Origin of the sequence: Mucilaginibacter litoreus (assembly GCF_042676805.1) — a bacterium.
GTDB classification, from domain to species: domain Bacteria; phylum Bacteroidota; class Bacteroidia; order Sphingobacteriales; family Sphingobacteriaceae; genus Mucilaginibacter; species Mucilaginibacter litoreus.
Window position 1 is genome coordinate 427,461 of the sequence record NZ_JBHTHZ010000002.1, and the last position, 16,271, is coordinate 443,731.

Here is a 16,271-nt window from a genome sequence, read left to right on the forward strand (position 1 = left end):
TACCTATTCTGTTAATTCTTAAATCCTGTAAATTCTGATACAGACTACTTCAGCAACTCAGCTTTTACGGTATCTAATATTTTGAAGGACTCTGCAGTGGTAGGCGCTTCAGCATACACACGCAGTACAGGCTCTGTACCTGATGGGCGGATCATTACCCAGCTTCCATCTTCAAAAAAGAATTTAAAGCCGTCAAGATCTTCGGTGCGTTCAACCTTAAGGTTGCCGAATGTATTATACTGGCCACCTTTACAACTGCTGATGATAGCTTGCTTTTTCTCTTCTGTTACATGTAAATCATAACGCTCAACAGCAAACTTACCTACAACATCGTAAATTTCCTGTACAAGCTCTTTAAGGGTACGGCCGCTTGTCGCCATAAACTCCCATATCATCAAGCCGATCCAAACACCATCACGCTCAGGAATGTGGCCATTAACCGCGATACCGCCAGACTCTTCACCACCCACCATAAACGGTTTACCAGAGTTAACTATCAGATCGCAGATGTACTTAAACCCAATCTTGGTAACGGTGTTATTCAAACCATAAGCATCGCATAGTTTTTGAATTTTGCTGGTGCAGGAGAAGGTTGAATACACCTCACCACGCTCGCCCTTAACTTTATACATATAATTTATAAGCAGTAAAAGGATGTGGTGCGAATCAACAAAATTACCATCGGCATCGTACAAACCAATACGGTCTGCATCGCCATCGGTAACCAAGCCTGATGCAATTTCTCCTTCAGATAATTTGATCAACTGCTCAAACTCCTGCAGGTTACGCTGAATTGGCTCCGGCGCCTGTCCATCAAAGCCTGGGTTATAGTCGGCATGTAAAAAAGTAATATCCGGGAACAAGCGACGCATTACATTTTGGCCGGCGCCATACATGGCATCATAAGCCCATTGTAATCCGCTATCCCTGATAGCCGGAATATCAAAGCTGTTTTCAGCGTGCTCAACATACATGTCTTCCAGGTTCACATATTCTACTGTCCCTTCGGTTACATAGTCGGCAACGGTTTTTAGTTGCAGGTCAATGGTATCAGGTATCTGGGCTTCCACTTTCTCAATATCATCAGGAGTAGCAGGGCCGCCATAATGAGCTTTGATCTTGTAGCCATTATAGGCAGGCGGGTTATGGCTTGCAGTGATAATAATACCAGCAGAAGCTTCTTTACGTACTGTACCTAACGAGATCATTGGGGTAGATACGAACAGGTTTTCGGCGCGAAAAACCTTGATGCCCTGTGATGCCAGCACGCAGGTAGTAGCATCTGCAAACATTGGCCCTGCAAAACGAGGGTCGCAGCCAACAACGGCCGATGGATTTTCAAAATTATCTTTTAGCCATATTGCTGTAGCATAGGCTACGCGTTTCACATTTTCAAGGGTAAAGTCGTCAGCTATAATGGCCCTCCAGCCATCTGTTCCAAATTTTATTTTGATCATTGTTCAGAGATAAGTGGTTAAAATCCTATTTTTAGCGCCTTAAATATTGATACAAGAATATCAATCATTTATCGTAAACGGAAACAAATAATGAAAGTTTTAAAATTTGGCGGAACATCGGTGGGGAGTGCCGCCCGCATGCAAAAACTGCTGGATATCATTAATCCGCAAGAGCGGCAGATAGTGGTGTTGTCGGCCATGTCGGGCACTACAAACAGTTTGGTGGAAATTGGCGCAGCTTACCTGGCCGGCGATAAGGCAAAGGCTGCAAACCTGATAGCTATTCTGAAGGATAAATACGAAAACGTTTTAAAAGAATTATATACCAAGACCGAATTTTACGAGCAGGGCACAGAGGTTATTAATCATCACTTTAACCTGCTAAGCGGTTTTGCCAATGATCTGTTTACGCCGATAGAGGATAAAATAATACTGGCTCAGGGCGAATTACTTTCAACAACCTTATACCATATCTATCTGAAAGAAATAGGCGTTCCTTCGGTTTTATTGCCTGCGCTTGATTTTATGAAGATAGATGAGGATAACGAGCCGGTTGTGGATTATATAACAAGCCAGCTTACCCCCTTGCTTGAAAAGCACCCTGAAGTTAATCTGTTTATCACCCAGGGTTTTATTTGCCGCAATTCCTTTGGTGAGATAGATAACCTGCGCCGGGGTGGAAGCGACTATACCGCATCATTGATAGGGGCTGGTATCCGCAGCGAAGAGGTGCAGATATGGACGGATATTGATGGTATGCACAACAACGATCCACGTATAGTGAGCAATACCAAACCTATAGCCCAGCTATCTTTTGATGAAGCTGCCGAACTGGCTTACTTTGGCGCCAAAATATTGCACCCGCAAAGTGTTTTCCCGGCACAAAAATATAAAATACCCGTGCGCCTGCTAAATACCATGGACCCAAAGGCGGCAGGTACCTTAATAACCAATACCAGCGAGAAAGATAAGATCAAATCTATAGCCGCTAAAGATGGTATCACTGCCATAAAAATACAAAGCAGCCGTATGCTGTTGGCGCATGGCTTTTTACGCAGGGTATTTGAGGTGTTTGAGCGCTACCGTACCTCGATAGATATGATCACAACATCAGAAGTGGCCGTATCATTAACTATTGACGATACCACCTACCTGGGCGAAATTACCAAAGAGCTTGCTGCATTTGGTACTGTTGATGTTGATGTTAACCATACTATTATTTGTGTAGTGGGCGATTTTGGCGCCGAAAAGCATGGTTATGCGTCGCGTGTTTTAGAGGCCATTAAACATATACCCGTGCGCATGATATCATACGGCGGCAGCGATCATAACCTGTCGTTACTGGTAAAAACAGAAGAAAAGACCGAGGTGTTAAGAAGCCTGCACAGCAGGTTGTTTTAAAGTACGATTTTAGATTTACGATTTACGATCCAAAAATAGTTAAGCGTCATTGCGAGGGACGAAGCAATCTACAGGCTATTGGCCTGACATGCAAGAGAGAGTGCTTTGTTCCTCGCAATGACACATTGAAGATAAAGAATCCATGTTCAACAACAATACCATACAACGCTTTACCGGTATCGAAACTCCATTTTATTATTATGATATGGAGGTTTTGAAGCAAACCCTGGGTGCATGCCGCGATGCATCATTAAAATACGGCTTCCATGTACACTATGCCATGAAGGCTAACTTTAACCCGCAAGTGCTTAAGGCGGTACAAGCCTATGGCTTCGGTGCAGATTGTGTAAGCGGTAACGAGGTTATTGCCGCCATTGAAAACGGATTTGGTAAAGAAAAGGTTGTTTTTGCCGGGGTTGGTAAGTCTGACAGGGAAATAAACGATGCTTTGGATGCTGATATCTTTTGTTTCAATGTAGAGTCGGTACAGGAACTGGAGATCATTAATGAGCTTGCCGCCGCCAAAAATAAGGTGGCTGGTGTTGCTATCCGTATCAACCCGAATGTTGATGCCCATACCCATCATTTTATAACCACCGGGCTTGATGAGAATAAATTCGGTATCAATACCTGGCAGCTTAATGATGTTGCTGATGCATTACGTAAATTAAAAAATATTAAATTCTTAGGAATCCATTTTCATATTGGCTCACAAATTACCGATATGGAGGTTTATCGGAGCCTTTGCATCCGTATTAACGAAATTCAGGATTGGTTTGAGGATCATGGTTTTAGTGTAAAGGTGTTGAATACAGGCGGTGGCCTGGGGGTTGATTATTACAACCCCGATACCAACATACCAGACTTTGAAAGCTACTTTAAAGTATTCAGTAAGTTTTTAAATGTAAAACCAGGGCAGGAAGTACATTTCGAATTAGGCCGCGCCCTTGTAGCGCAATCGGCATCGTTAATAGCAAGAGTGCTGTATGTAAAAAATGGCCAAAAGAAAAATTTCCTGGTACTTGATGCCGGCATGACGGAACTTATGCGCCCTATGCTTTATCAGGCTTATCATTCAATAGAGAATTTAAGTGGGCAGGAGCCAGTTGGCAGTGGGCATTTAGCAGAAGATAACCAATCTCCATTTACGATTAACCGATCACCTGTAAAATACGATGTTGTTGGCCCGATCTGCGAGAGTACAGATTGTTTCAGAAAAGATGTCGACCTGCCTCAATCATACCGTGGCGACCTGATAGCTATACGTACAGCTGGTGCCTATGGCGAGGTAATGGCATCAAATTATAACCTGCGCAACAAGGTGCAAAGTGTATATTCAGAACCCATAGCTTAAGCCCAACTGTATTGACGCATTGATAAGGTTGCTGCTCATGGCGGTTGTCATTCGGGCAGTAACCCGCATATATTCAAACAAAAATTTAAACCTATGGGCTTTTGCAGCTATAGTTGTTAATATTGTAGCAACTGTTGTTAAGTTTTTGTCGTATGTAAGTCAATTTCCATTTAAACATGCGTTGTATTATATTTAATACAAACAAATAGTATTGTTAAATGTAATGCGTTGTGTAAGTTACATATTCACCATTTATTTATGAGTTATACCGAGCACCAAAGGCTTGCCACAGTAGAAAGATTTAAAAAGCTTGATGCCGGTATTACCAGCGATCTGAATGAATTAGTTAACCTGGTTGCTGAAATTTGCGAAACGCCGGTTGCGCTGGTTACCCTGTTAGATGAAAGCACACAATGGTTTAAGGCTTCTGCCGGTACGGAGATTACCTGTACTGACAGGGAAATCTCTTTTTGTAACAATACCTTAAAGCAAAACGGAATATACACCATACCCGATACTTTGCTTGATGACGAATTTAAAAGCAACCCTTTGGTAACCGGCGAACCCTATGTGCGGTTTTACGCCGGCGCTACCCTTGTAACAAAGGAGGGGTTTGCTATTGGCAGCCTTTGTGTAGTTGATGTTAAGCCACGTGAATTAAGCGCTCATCAGCAAAAAACCTTATTGGTTATGGCCAAACAGGTGGTGCATTTAATGGAACTTAACCAAAGCCTGCATACTCTGGCCGAAAAACGTAAAGTTGAACTGGAGCAAAGCATTGCTATAGCCGAATCGGAGCTAAAACTGAAGGCTATGTTCGATAGCTCTAATGATACTCATCTACTGGTAAACAGCAATTTTGAAATAATTGCTTTTAACAAATCGGCGGCGACTTTTATCAGGGATAGCTACAGGCATAAAGTTTCTGATGGCGATTGTATACTTGATTATACCGACCCACTGATACTTAACCAGTTTAAAAAATGCTTTAGCATTGCTTTAACAGGTCGTATTGTTAAACGCGAATGGTTGCTTATGCCTGGTACACAAAAAGCCTGCTGGAAACACACAACCTTTAAACCGGTTAAAAATCTTAGCGGCGAAATTATGGGCGTAGCTATAAGCTCTATAGATGTAACCCGGCATAAAAGGCAGGAGGAATATATAAATGTACAAAATGAGGCTTTAAGGCGCATTGCCCTTATCCAGTCGCATGAGCTACGCAGGCCTGTTGCTTCGTTATTAGGGATTATGGACCTGATTAAATTAGAAAACGTAAACTTTAATTACTTCGACCTGATGGAAATTACTGTTAATGAGCTTGATGAAAAAATACGTGGTATAGTTAAGGATTCGGAAAGCACCCTGCATAGCAGGCACCTGGCAGTAGTTGCCTAAGATAACGCGAGTTTGCCATAATTATCCAATGTTTTGCTATTATAGTATTAATACGAAATATTATACATACCTTGCACGCTTTAATAAATAATATAATGCAAAAACAAGGAACAGTTAAATTTTTCAATGAAACAAAAGGTTTTGGTTTTATTGTACCAACTGATGGTAGCCAGGACATTTTTGTTCATTCAACAGGCCTTATTGATGAGATCCGCGAAAACGACCAGGTAGAGTACGAGGTTGAAAACGGAAGAAAAGGTCTTAATGCCGTAAATGTAAAAGTTGTTTAATTAGAATATTATATAACTCCAATTACAAAAAAGCACCAGCCAAAAGCTGGTGCTTTTGTTTTGTCTGCCTCTCTGAATTGCGTTTTACAGATCAATTTTAAATAAATTGAAATTAATTTAAACCCTGCGGTACAGTATTTGTTACTTAAGTACAAAATCATCTACTAAAAAGTAATAAATATGAAAGATCAAGCAAAAGTAATAGCAGCGCTTTTAGTGGGTGCTGCAGCGGGCGCCGCTTTAGGTTTATTGTTGGCTCCAGAAAAAGGTGAAGATTTACGCGGCGATATTGCTGATTATGTAAATGACCTTGTAAGCAAAGCCAAAGATAAAGCGCAAAACACTGCCGATAATGTTAAGCAATACAGCAATAACGTTGTCGACTCTGTAAAAACTAAATTCAATGGTGCTGTTGGCGACGCAAAAGATGCGGTAAGCAATGCAAAAGATAAAGCACAAAACTATGCTGAAGATACTTACAGCGATGCTAAATCTAAAGCAAAAAGCACTGCTGACGATTGGAACAACTCTGTACAAAACGCTTAACGTTTTACAGTCACTTATAAAAAAACCGGCTTTTGGCCGGTTTTTTTATTGGATTAAATTTTACTTCTTCGGCAACCAGGTGTTGTCGCCCGTGTTGGCATCCATATAAATGCCGTTATCTAAAGTAATGGATTTTAAGCTTTTACCACGCTCGGCTGTGAAAGTAAAAAGTGTTTCTTTCTGATTCTTTTCCCATACGGCAGGTGTTTGATGGAAGGTTTTCCGGGTGCCGTCTGCATATTCGGCAACTACATCAAACGGTATGGCAAAGCCCCCAACATTGGCAACGGTAATAGTATAACCATCTTTACCGGTAACCACATTTTTAATGGCCAGGTCATCATAGTTGTTGGTAAAGAACCAGTTGTTGAAAAACCAGGTTAAGTCGCGGCCGGATACATTGCTCATAGAGTTAAAATAATCCCACGGAATAGGGTGTTTTCCGTGCCAGCGGTCCATGTAGCCGTGCAGTGCTTTTTTAAACAACTCATCGCCAAGCATATCTTTGAGTGCCAGGTAGCTTAGTGACGGTTTGCCGTAAGCATTATTGCCATAGCCGGTTGTCAGCTCGCTGGTTTGGGTAATGGTAGGAATATCCTGATTGCTTGAGCGGTTCCTGATCCAGCCGTTAATACGGAACTGTTTATAAAACTCATCGGCTTTTTCCTTACCCTTTTCTGCAGTGCCTATCAAATATTCAAAGGTAGTAGCCCAGCCTTCATCCATAAATGCATAGCGGGTTTCATTGATGCCCATGTAAAACGGGAACCAGGTATGTGCAATCTCATGATCCTGTACCAATTGGGCAAAGCCAGGGTCGCCCATCTGGCTGTCATTAACCATCATGGGGTATTCCATGTCTGCAAAACCCTGAAATGCGGTCATTTTTGGGAAGGGGTAAGGTACGCCCGGCCAGTTGCTGCTGAACCAGCTAAGCGCGTTACGGCCATATTGTACAGATTGTTTAAAGTCGGTACCTTTTACAGAATAGGCTGCCTGCATGCTGGAGCGGCGGCCGGTTGCTTTATCAACCACCACACTGCCTGCATCCCAGATATAATGGTTACTAATGCCCACAGCAACATCACTGATGTTGGCAGAGGTCCAGGTCCAGGTGTTGGTTGCGTTTTGAGCGGTAACTTTTCCGGCGGCCATTTCTTCGGCAGTAGCTATATGTATGGTGCTGTCGCTTGTAAAAGATTTTTGCAAACGTTTGGCAATATCTTTTTGTAAAACCTTACCTGCATTTTGCAGCGTACCAGTAGCCCAAACAACATAATTTTTGGGCACGGTTACGTTAAGCGTATAATCGTTAAAGTCGTTATAAAACTCCTGGGCGTCTACAAACTGTACCCTGTCCCAGCCGTTATAATCGTCATATACCGATACGCGGGGATAAAAGTAAGCCAGGTAAAAGCTTGTCGAATCTATCATACCTTCGCGGCCGCTTTGTTTTGATACATCAAAGTGCCAGCTTATATTTAACTGAACAGAATCATGCGGCATCAGTGGTTTTGGCAGCGCCACCATCTGGTTGGTTGACGATGCAGCATTATTATCCCACTTACGTTGCTGGCCGCTTATTAAAAAGGTATCTATCTGTATACCATCAGTTAAATAGTCGGGGCCGGTAGTGCCCATTCTGGCCGCGCCGGGCCTGTGAATATTTAATATAAGCTTCATGTTCAAGCTTTTTAAAGTATCCGGGCTATTATTAAAATAGGTAATGGTTTCAACACCTTTTACAAGGCTTGCAGGCGGGGCCAGCATTACCGAGATGTTGTACCGGCCATGGTTTTGCCAGTATTTGCTGCCTGGTTTGCCATCCGCGCTGCGGGTGCCATTATCATACGCCTTTTTGATATCGCGCGGTAGGTAAAGGCTTTGCGCCTGCAACTGTAAAATTAAAATGCCACAGGCGGCAGTTAATAAAATCTTTTTAATCATAATTGAACAATAATATTGTTGACGATTGATAAAGCAAATGTAGAATTATAAACCATGAAAAAGTAATACAGGCTTGGTAAACGAATTGTTACAATGGTAGCTTGCGTAAAGCTGCTTAATTCTTTTCCTTTGCTTAAGTTATTTTAGTAGGGGTATTAAATAACTATACAGAGCCGGGCTTTATGCCCGGCTTTGTTTTTAGTTAGTCTTTAGTTATATATTCTTTAGCTATCAGCATAAATAACTTATCGTTATCTGCAGATTCGTCAAAGCTTTCGGTAAGTAACTGTATGATGTCTTGATATTTTAATAATTTGCCTATGGTAATCAGCATTCGGTAAGACGTAATGTTGATGTGCTCAAGTATCTGCACATAAAGCATCATATCCAGATCATTCAATACAGGTATGGTTTGATTTTCATCCAGGCAAAAATCATCTTTTACAATAGACTGTATAGGGTTGCAAACTTCTGGCGACGGTGTTTCGCCTATGATCGCGTATATCTCTTCCATCCGCGCTACCTGTTTTTTCACGTCATTGCTGAATTCATCCAAAGCGAGTTTAAGCCCTTCAAATGAGGCTATATTGATCAGATGAGCACAGTGGGCGTTTAAAAATCTTTTGCCGTTATAAATGCGATTGAGATGGTGAAGAAAGATTTGTTTTAAAAAATCCTCGTCAAGCGCTGATGGTGTAAAAGGTTTCATAGTTAAATTAATAGGTAAAGCAAAAATGACTTTTATTTGGTTAATAAAGAAACCAGAAAGCTTATTGAACAAAAAATAAGCGTTTAAACTATGTAATATTGTACCATGAAATATAAATTGGGTGATTTTGTACGCTTTGTTGATGAAAAAATGGAGGGCTACGTAACGCGTATCATTGATGAGCAGATGATTGGTGTTACAGGCGATGATGATTTTGAGATACCTGTGCCGGCCGGCAAGGTTACTTACGTTTATGGCCACGGGGAAGAAAGCCATGACGAAGATGTAGCTCCCGAAGTTAAAGCGCCGGTAGGTGAGTTTAAAAGCAGCGGCGTACATATTGCTGTAGTGGCCGATGCCAAAGCTAACTCGGTGGTGCATTTTTACCTTATTAACCAAACATCATTTCAATTACTTGCTACGCTGAATACCGAGCAGCAAAAACAATACAAAGGCGAGTTTGCGGGTACTGTTGATGCCCAGGGCGTTGCCAAAGTTTATTCGGCTAAACTGTCGGACCTGCAGTTGTGGCCGCGCTTTATCTTCAGGATTTTATTTTACACTAAACAGAACCAGCCGGCGATAACACCGCTTGACATCAACACAAGTTTTAAGGCCAAAGATTTTGCCGGTGCAAAAACTACTGTCCCTTTTATTAAGCAACCCGGCTGGATGATACAGCTTGACGAACCTGAGCTGGTTATAGACGCTGAAAAGCTGAAGGAAAGCTTTTTTAAGCCCGCAGCAGAAAAGCAGGAGGTACAGAAACCGGACGCTGAAATAGACCTGCATATTGAAAAACTGCGCGATGATCACCACTTTTTAAGCAGCAGCGAAATTATTAATATACAAACCGACCGGTTTAAGAAAGCATTGGATGCAGCCATAGTGCACCAGATGCATGAGATCACCTTTATACATGGTACAGGCAACGGCATCTTAAAGCATGAGCTGCATAAGCTATTAAGTAAAAACCAAAAAGTAAGCACTTTTATGGATGCCCGTAAAGAAAAATTCGGTTACGGGGCAACCAAAGTGATACTAAAATAGTAATTAACAATATTAACCGGTTTGTTGGCCGACGAAGATGCGCCTTATGTCGACGGTGCTTGGAATGGCAAAACAAAGCGGTCATTTTTGTGCTCCCACTATGAGGGTAATGGGGCAGATCAGATAGATAAGGAGAGTAAACTATAACTGATCTATTTAGGAAGCAAAGCGCCGGTATCCAAGTACCGGCCTTTGTTTTTTGTTTAATAAAATATTAATCGTAATATTGCGATAGATATGGGTGTTACCAAAGCTGATATATTTACTGATGAGCAAAATAAACTTGCTGCACAATTAAAGGCTATTGCTCATCCTGCACGTATCGCTATTTTGCAGCATTTGATAAAAATAAATGCTTGTATCTGCGGCGACCTGGTAGATGAACTTGGCTTGGCACAGGCTACCATATCGCAGCATTTAAAAGAGCTTAAAAATGTTGGCTTGATACAAGGCACTATAGAAGGTGTTAGTGTGTGTTATTGTATAGAACCAAACGCCTGGAACAACCTGCAAAAACAGTTGAATGTTTTTTTTAAATCATATCAACAAACCCACAGCTGCTGTTAGGTTTTTTTGCGGCGAATCATCGTAATATTGCGATTAATTGTTAATGATATGGAAACTTTAAAATGGCTTAACTTTAAACAACATTTACAATCAGATGCGCAGTTGATGCTGCAATTTCAGTATGCTGACAACAAATGGATAGACGCATCTTATCATATCACCGAAATAAAGCAGGCGCCTGTAACATCGGTTGATTGCGGAGGCGTGTTAAATAACTGGACAGAGATTATTGTACAAATTTGGGAACCGGAAATCAGTGATCAAGACCGGGCTATGACAACAGCTAAAGCGTTATCTATAATTAACCTGGTAGAGCAGAAAATAACGCTTGATGACGATGCGATAGTCAAGATTGAATTTGGTAATACACAATTTGATACCAGGCAGATGCTGCCAAAAAGCATTACGGCGGAAAACGGAAACTTAATAATAGATCTTAGGCCCGATACTGTACAATGTAAGGCCATAGAGCGCGGCGGCAGTTGCGGAACTGATAACCAAGGACAGGAATGCTGTGTACCTGCTGCAGATGTCAAACCTAAAATTCGATTAAAAAATATTTCTGCGGATGCTTTATGCTGCGTACCTGGGTCTGGCTGTTGTTGATCAAAAAATGAAAAATATATTAGTGCTGTGCACGGGCAATAGTTGCCGCAGCCAGATAGCTGAAGGTTACCTGCGCTATTTTGCAGGTAATAACGCTAACATTTACAGTGCCGGTATACAAACACATGGTGTTAATTCCCAAGCAATAAAAGTAATGGCCGATGATGGGATAGATATTTCGGCTCAAACTTCAAACCATGTAGATGAATACGCAGGTATAGCGTTCGATTATGTAATTACGGTATGTGATAATGCCAATGAGGCCTGCCCGTATTTTCCGGGGAGCGTACAGCGTTTTCATCAAAACTTTCCGGATCCTGCCAAGGCCACAGGCAACCCTGCTGAGGTACAAATGGCTTTTGCCACAGTGCGCGGCATGATCAAAAATTACATTCAAAACTTTGTAAAGCAAAATGTTATTTAGCTATGCAGCGTGACAATTGTACACTTGCGTATAAAAGAAAAAGACTTGGTTTTTTAGACAGGTATCTTACCGTTTGGATATTTACCGCCATGATATTGGGTTTAGCAGGAGGTTACTTTTTCCCTTCAGCGCAGAATTTTATTGGCAGCTTTTCTCATGATACTACCAATATCCCTTTAGCTGCAGGGCTCGTATTGATGATGTACCCGCCGCTGTGTAAAGTTAAATACAATAATTTAGGTGTCGTTTTCAGTAACAAAAAAATATTAACGTTATCACTCGTTCTTAATTGGATAATTGGCCCTGTACTGATGCTTATATTGGCAGTGATATTTTTAAGTGATAAACCGGAATATATGACCGGCCTTATTATGATTGGCCTGGCACGTTGTATAGCAATGGTTATTGTTTGGAACGATCTGGCGGATGGAAACCGGGAATACGCCGCCGGTTTAGTGGCTCTTAACAGCATTTTCCAGGTATTGCTGTACAGTTTTTACGCCTATTTATTTACCGGCGTGTTATTGCCTCTGTTTGGTAATAAAATCCCGGCATTAAATATAAGTATTAAGGATATCGCACAATCGGTTGCCATATATCTGGGAGTGCCTTTTACAGCTGGTATTATAACCAGGTATACATTGATCAGGTTTAAAGGGCTGCAATGGTTTCAGGACCGGTTTATCCCTGCCATATCTCCTTTAACTTTAATTGCGCTGTTGTTCACCATTATTGTGATGTTTGCGTTTAAAGCAAGGTCAATCATATCTATTCCAGTTGATGTTTTAAGGATTGCGGTGCCATTGGTTTTGTATTTTGCAATAATGTTTGTATTGAGCTTTTTTGCAGGCAAATACATAGGTGCAGATTATGGTAAAAACGCTTCTATAGCGTTTACAGCCACCGGTAACAATTTTGAGTTGGCCATAGCGGTTGCTATAAGTACCTATGGCATTAACTCGGGGCAGGCATTTGCAGGTGTGGTAGGGCCTTTGGTAGAGGTACCCGCACTTATATTATTAGTTAGGTTAGCAACCTGGCTCCGTAACAGATACTATCCCGTTAATTAATAAACTTTTTTTCTTTTTAGTGGCATGGATATTGTTTAATAGTTACAGTTATCAACCATAAAAACAAATACCATGAAAAAAGTAAGTTTAATGATGGCAACGGCCATAGCAGCATTAGGGATTAATTATGCAGTGGCAAAAAACCACACTAATAATAAAATAGCTTTTAAAAGCAACAATTTAACCGCAAGCCAGGATACTGTGCCAAAAACATCAAAACGCACATCTCCGCCCGCTACGCCAAAGATGCCTAACAATCCAAGCACTCCAACGGTGCCTAACACACCAACAAACCCTACTAACCCAACTTATCCAACTACACCAACTAACCCTACGCCAAGCACACCAACTGTGCCAAGCCCAACCACGCCTACAAGCCCAACCACACCAACAATGCCGTCGCCAACAAGCCCTACGGTACCATCAACAACGCCAGGCACAACCCCAACAGGTTCTCCTTCAACATCACCAAGTACCAGCCCTACAGGTAGCCCTTCAACATCACCTGCAGGCTCAACTACTGGTCCGCGTACTACAGGTAAATAACTATATATTTAAAATAAAAAAACCCGGTTTTTCCGGGTTTTTTTATTTATGCTGCCTTCTCAACAAACTCCTTAAGGCTTATACCTAATATGTGGTTCCAGCCTTGTGTAAAGCTTGTAACGGCAAAATCAGGCCCGTTATCTGCAAAGCTTTCAATGCCGGTATGTGTAATGCGTACCAGCGTCTGGTCGGCCGCCTCAAACAGCTCAAAACTAACTTCAGACTCGCCCGGGTAGCCATCGTATGCCCAGGTATAGCTTAACTTCCTTTCAGGCTCTACGGCTGTAATGCGGCAAATGTGCCTGAATTTTTCGCCTTTGCTGCCCTGCCCTGTAAAGCTGAACTCAAAGCCCACTTTCGGCTCAAAGCTTTCCAGTTGAAAATACCACTTCTTCATTTGTTCATTGTCTGTAAGGGCTTGCCACACACGGGCCACCGGCGCATTAAGCGTGCGTTCAACTATTAAAGGTTGTGTTTCCATATATGTTTAGTTTATTGTTTGCTTTCTTTTTGCTCGTTGTTCAAAAAATCTTCCAGGTCATTAAGTTTATCTGTCCAAAATGCCCGGTATTGCTCTGTCCATTTATTCACCAGTTGTAATTTTTTCAGATCGGCCCGGCAATAGCGCTCGCGCCCTTGTTGGTTAATAATAATAAGGCCGCACTCGGTTAGTATTTTAATATGCCTGGATATAGCAGGCCTGCTTATGTTAAAGTTATCTGCAATCGCGTTTAAATTAAGCTGTTCACGTGCAAGCAGGTTAATAATTTCGCGACGGGTAGGGTCGGCAATCGCCTGGAAAACATCTCTTCTCATTTAGTAACCGTTTGGTTACACAAATGTATATGTAATAGTTTGGTTACGCAAGTAATCTGTAAAAATTAATTGTTATTGGCTTAAAGGTATTTCAAAGCTGAAAGTTGAGCCTTTACCGGGGGTACTTTTAACATAAAAGCTGCCTTTATGGCGTTCTATAATCTCGTGGCTGATATACAGCCCGATACCGAGGCCGGATATATGCGCCGCAATATCATCTACGCGGTAAAAGCGCGAAAAAATGCGTTCCTGTTGTTCGTAGCTTATACCAATACCAAAATCCTGTACCTCAACCAAAGCATTATGCTCTTTTTTTGAAACCGTAACATTGATGTGGTCAGCATCGGGCGAATATTTTACAGCGTTTGACAGCAAATTGATGATCACCTGCTCAATACGCTGTTTATCTGCGCTTACATGAATATCATTGTCCTCGGTGCAAATTACCATTCGGTGGGTTTTAGTTGAGTGCTGCATCAGTTCCGTTACATCATCAACAAGGGCCGATAAATTAAAATTGGTAAAGTTCAATGGCAGCCTGCCTGCCTCAATTTTAGTTACGTCAAGCAGGTCAGATATCAGGTCGGATAGTTTATTGATCTGGTTGATCGCCTTTTTAATGAAAACTTTATTACGGTCACCTTCATCCAGGTTTCTGTCAATTATCTGCAGATAACCGTTCAAACTGGTCATTGGGGTTTTCAGTTCATGGCTGGCCAATCCTATAAATTCGTCTTTCTTATTATTAAGTCTTTGTATTTCCTCATACAGTTTAGCATTATCTAATGCAACGCTTGCCTGCGCGGATACACCACGAACGAGCGTTTCGTGCTCTTTTGTGAATTTGCCTGCTTCCGGATGGCCTAAAAACAAACCGCCAATAACCGCGCCCGATTTTGATGTTACCGGCACCGCTAAATAGCTTACCACAGGCAAATGCCCATAAGGCATGCCTTTATGCGGATGGTTATGGCCATAGCGCGGGTCTTTGGTTATGTCATCCACGCGCACAATCCCCAGGCCGCTAAAGGTATGGTTAAACACCGCGGTATTGCGGGGCATACCCAGCTTTTCAAATGCCGATCGGGGTGCTCCAGATAGGGTGTAAAGCGTGTAAGATTCGCCATCCGCATCTACTTTATTATAGAAGAAAGCGCCAAACGCAGCCCCTGTAAGTGTAGTTACCGCATCGGTAACCTTCTGTAAAATTCCTTCTACATCAAGGTTTTCAGATATCGCCTTACCAATTGTATTTAAAATTTCAAGGTTTTCGGCGTATCGCTGTAAAGTGTCTTCTGCCTGTTGTTGTTTAGCAATGTTACGGGCAATTTTAGATGCACCTACAATATTGCCATTACTATCCCGTATAGGCGAAATGGCAAGCGATACCGGTATTTCAACCCCGCTTTTATGCATTCGGATCGTTTTATAATGCTCTACCTTTTCGCCGCTGCGTATTTTTCTTAGTATTTCTGTTTCCTCATCTAACCTGTCTGGTGGTATAACGGTTGTGATAGATTTGCCGATAATCTCGTCTTCATTGTATCCAAAAAGCTGTTTGGCGCCGTTATTCCAACTGGTAACAATACCCTCAAGCGTTTTGCTCACAATGGCATCTTCTGATGACTGGATGATGGATGCCAGCATGGAATGCTTATGTTCGCCGTTCCGTTGCTCGGTAACATCTATCAGTGTGTTAATAGCGCCGGCAACTTTTTTTTGTTCATCAAGTACCGGCGTGCAATAGGCCAGCACACTAACTTCAGTGTTGTCTTTCCGCCGTATAATATACTCTTCACCTTCAATAGCAATACCTTGTTCAAGGCAGCGGGCAAGCGGATGGTCTGTTAAACCCATCAAATTACGGTTGGGTTGATAAATAGCTAAGGCGCCGCTGAATTTTGCATCAGGCTGCGGTTCGCCGCCCCAAAGCTTAACGGCGGCTTTATTATAAGCTATTATTTTACCATGTTCATCGCATCGGTATATAGCAACTGGCAGGTTCTCAGACAGTTCGTAGGGTAGTTGTGTATCATTGGCAGGTAAGGTCATTTATTCTACAGCTTCAGCTTTTTTTCAAAAATAATATT

General features: G+C 41.9%; 17 protein-coding genes. 11 read left to right on the top strand and 6 right to left on the bottom strand.

What is annotated here, in order from left to right; translation table 11 throughout:
• Positions 1 to 44 precede the first annotated feature (44 nt).
• Positions 45 to 1,457, bottom strand: a complete 1,413-nt coding sequence (locus ACFQZX_RS05305) for a phosphoglucomutase/phosphomannomutase family protein (RefSeq protein WP_377112204.1) — start codon at positions 1,455 to 1,457, stop codon at positions 45 to 47.
• Positions 1,458 to 1,547: 90 nt separating this feature from the next.
• Here ACFQZX_RS05305 and ACFQZX_RS05310 point away from each other — a divergent pair, with 90 nt between their 5' ends.
• The 5 genes from ACFQZX_RS05310 to ACFQZX_RS05330 all read left to right on the top strand — a co-directional run bounded on the left by ACFQZX_RS05310 (position 1,548) and on the right by ACFQZX_RS05330 (position 6,446).
• Positions 1,548 to 2,858 carry an aspartate kinase gene (locus tag ACFQZX_RS05310; protein ID WP_377112207.1) on the top strand — a complete coding sequence of 437 codons (1,311 nt, stop codon included), beginning with the start codon at positions 1,548 to 1,550 and terminating at the stop codon, positions 2,856 to 2,858.
• Positions 2,859 to 3,000: 142 nt separating this feature from the next.
• Positions 3,001 to 4,212, top strand: coding sequence for a diaminopimelate decarboxylase (gene lysA, locus ACFQZX_RS05315; protein WP_377112210.1), 1,212 nt, complete (start codon positions 3,001 to 3,003; stop codon positions 4,210 to 4,212).
• Positions 4,213 to 4,470: 258 nt separating this feature from the next.
• A complete protein-coding gene (locus ACFQZX_RS05320; RefSeq protein WP_377112212.1) occupies positions 4,471 to 5,610 on the top strand; it encodes a PAS domain S-box protein in 1,140 nt (379 codons plus the stop codon).
• 95 nt (positions 5,611 to 5,705) lie between these two features.
• Positions 5,706 to 5,900 (top strand): cold-shock protein, encoded by a 195-nt coding sequence (locus ACFQZX_RS05325; RefSeq protein ID WP_377112215.1) that lies wholly within the window; start codon positions 5,706 to 5,708, stop codon positions 5,898 to 5,900.
• A gap of 180 nt (positions 5,901 to 6,080) precedes the next feature.
• Positions 6,081 to 6,446, top strand: a complete 366-nt coding sequence (locus ACFQZX_RS05330) for a YtxH domain-containing protein (protein WP_377112217.1) — start codon at positions 6,081 to 6,083, stop codon at positions 6,444 to 6,446.
• A gap of 60 nt (positions 6,447 to 6,506) precedes the next feature.
• On the opposite strand, the gene ACFQZX_RS05335 is transcribed toward ACFQZX_RS05330, so the two are convergent.
• A complete protein-coding gene (locus ACFQZX_RS05335; RefSeq protein WP_377112220.1) occupies positions 6,507 to 8,393 on the bottom strand; it encodes a M1 family metallopeptidase in 1,887 nt (628 codons plus the stop codon).
• Positions 8,394 to 8,595: 202 nt separating this feature from the next.
• A complete protein-coding gene (locus tag ACFQZX_RS05340; protein ID WP_377112222.1) occupies positions 8,596 to 9,102 on the bottom strand; it encodes a DUF892 family protein in 507 nt (168 codons plus the stop codon).
• 105 nt (positions 9,103 to 9,207) lie between these two features.
• On the opposite strand from ACFQZX_RS05340, the gene ACFQZX_RS05345 reads away from it, so the two are divergent.
• The 6 genes from ACFQZX_RS05345 to ACFQZX_RS05370 all read left to right on the top strand — a co-directional run bounded on the left by ACFQZX_RS05345 (position 9,208) and on the right by ACFQZX_RS05370 (position 13,365).
• Positions 9,208 to 10,152 (top strand): Smr/MutS family protein, encoded by a 945-nt coding sequence (locus ACFQZX_RS05345; protein ID WP_377112224.1) that lies wholly within the window; start codon positions 9,208 to 9,210, stop codon positions 10,150 to 10,152.
• 237 nt (positions 10,153 to 10,389) lie between these two features.
• Positions 10,390 to 10,719 carry an ArsR/SmtB family transcription factor gene (locus ACFQZX_RS05350; RefSeq protein ID WP_377112226.1) on the top strand — a complete coding sequence of 110 codons (330 nt, stop codon included), beginning with the start codon at positions 10,390 to 10,392 and terminating at the stop codon, positions 10,717 to 10,719.
• A gap of 48 nt (positions 10,720 to 10,767) precedes the next feature.
• Positions 10,768 to 11,325 (top strand): DUF6428 family protein, encoded by a 558-nt coding sequence (locus ACFQZX_RS05355; RefSeq protein WP_377112229.1) that lies wholly within the window; start codon positions 10,768 to 10,770, stop codon positions 11,323 to 11,325.
• Positions 11,326 to 11,332: 7 nt separating this feature from the next.
• Positions 11,333 to 11,749 carry an arsenate reductase ArsC gene (locus tag ACFQZX_RS05360; protein WP_377112231.1) on the top strand — a complete coding sequence of 139 codons (417 nt, stop codon included), beginning with the start codon at positions 11,333 to 11,335 and terminating at the stop codon, positions 11,747 to 11,749.
• 2 nt (positions 11,750 to 11,751) lie between these two features.
• Positions 11,752 to 12,819 (top strand): ACR3 family arsenite efflux transporter, encoded by a 1,068-nt coding sequence (gene arsB / locus ACFQZX_RS05365; protein WP_377112233.1) that lies wholly within the window; start codon positions 11,752 to 11,754, stop codon positions 12,817 to 12,819.
• Between the two features lie 72 nt (positions 12,820 to 12,891).
• On the top strand, positions 12,892 to 13,365 hold the full coding sequence (locus ACFQZX_RS05370) for a hypothetical protein (RefSeq protein WP_377112235.1): 474 nt from the start codon (positions 12,892 to 12,894) through the stop codon (positions 13,363 to 13,365).
• Positions 13,366 to 13,411: 46 nt separating this feature from the next.
• Here the strand turns inward: ACFQZX_RS05370 and ACFQZX_RS05375 are convergent, their stop codons facing one another.
• From ACFQZX_RS05375 to ACFQZX_RS05385, 3 genes are all read right to left on the bottom strand, one after another.
• Positions 13,412 to 13,846: an SRPBCC family protein gene (locus ACFQZX_RS05375; protein ID WP_377112238.1), complete on the bottom strand. Its 435-nt coding sequence runs from the start codon at positions 13,844 to 13,846 to the stop codon at positions 13,412 to 13,414.
• A gap of 11 nt (positions 13,847 to 13,857) precedes the next feature.
• Positions 13,858 to 14,181 carry an ArsR/SmtB family transcription factor gene (locus ACFQZX_RS05380; protein ID WP_377112240.1) on the bottom strand — a complete coding sequence of 108 codons (324 nt, stop codon included), beginning with the start codon at positions 14,179 to 14,181 and terminating at the stop codon, positions 13,858 to 13,860.
• Between the two features lie 72 nt (positions 14,182 to 14,253).
• Positions 14,254 to 16,233 carry a PAS domain S-box protein gene (locus ACFQZX_RS05385; protein WP_377112243.1) on the bottom strand — a complete coding sequence of 660 codons (1,980 nt, stop codon included), beginning with the start codon at positions 16,231 to 16,233 and terminating at the stop codon, positions 14,254 to 14,256.
• Positions 16,234 to 16,271: the final 38 nt, after the last annotated feature.

Bases quoted from the DNA above. Each gene is read 5' to 3' on its own strand.
- ACFQZX_RS05345 (WP_377112224.1), top strand. From the start codon at position 9,208: ATGAAATATAAATTGGGTGATTTTGTACGCTTTGTTGATGAAAAAATG.
- ACFQZX_RS05375 (WP_377112238.1), bottom strand. From the start codon at position 13,846: ATGGAAACACAACCTTTAATAGTTGAACGCACGCTTAATGCGCCGGTG.
- ACFQZX_RS05335 (WP_377112220.1), bottom strand. From the start codon at position 8,393: ATGATTAAAAAGATTTTATTAACTGCCGCCTGTGGCATTTTAATTTTA.
- ACFQZX_RS05370 (WP_377112235.1), top strand. From the start codon at position 12,892: ATGAAAAAAGTAAGTTTAATGATGGCAACGGCCATAGCAGCATTAGGG.
- lysA (WP_377112210.1), top strand. From the start codon at position 3,001: ATGTTCAACAACAATACCATACAACGCTTTACCGGTATCGAAACTCCA.
- ACFQZX_RS05355 (WP_377112229.1), top strand. From the start codon at position 10,768: ATGGAAACTTTAAAATGGCTTAACTTTAAACAACATTTACAATCAGAT.
- ACFQZX_RS05380 (WP_377112240.1), bottom strand. From the start codon at position 14,181: ATGAGAAGAGATGTTTTCCAGGCGATTGCCGACCCTACCCGTCGCGAA.
- ACFQZX_RS05305 (WP_377112204.1), bottom strand. From the start codon at position 1,457: ATGATCAAAATAAAATTTGGAACAGATGGCTGGAGGGCCATTATAGCT.
- ACFQZX_RS05310 (WP_377112207.1), top strand. From the start codon at position 1,548: ATGAAAGTTTTAAAATTTGGCGGAACATCGGTGGGGAGTGCCGCCCGC.
- arsB (WP_377112233.1), top strand. From the start codon at position 11,752: ATGCAGCGTGACAATTGTACACTTGCGTATAAAAGAAAAAGACTTGGT.
- ACFQZX_RS05350 (WP_377112226.1), top strand. From the start codon at position 10,390: ATGGGTGTTACCAAAGCTGATATATTTACTGATGAGCAAAATAAACTT.
- ACFQZX_RS05385 (WP_377112243.1), bottom strand. From the start codon at position 16,233: ATGACCTTACCTGCCAATGATACACAACTACCCTACGAACTGTCTGAG.
- ACFQZX_RS05325 (WP_377112215.1), top strand. From the start codon at position 5,706: ATGCAAAAACAAGGAACAGTTAAATTTTTCAATGAAACAAAAGGTTTT.
- ACFQZX_RS05330 (WP_377112217.1), top strand. From the start codon at position 6,081: ATGAAAGATCAAGCAAAAGTAATAGCAGCGCTTTTAGTGGGTGCTGCA.
- ACFQZX_RS05360 (WP_377112231.1), top strand. From the start codon at position 11,333: ATGAAAAATATATTAGTGCTGTGCACGGGCAATAGTTGCCGCAGCCAG.
- ACFQZX_RS05320 (WP_377112212.1), top strand. From the start codon at position 4,471: ATGAGTTATACCGAGCACCAAAGGCTTGCCACAGTAGAAAGATTTAAA.
- ACFQZX_RS05340 (WP_377112222.1), bottom strand. From the start codon at position 9,102: ATGAAACCTTTTACACCATCAGCGCTTGACGAGGATTTTTTAAAACAA.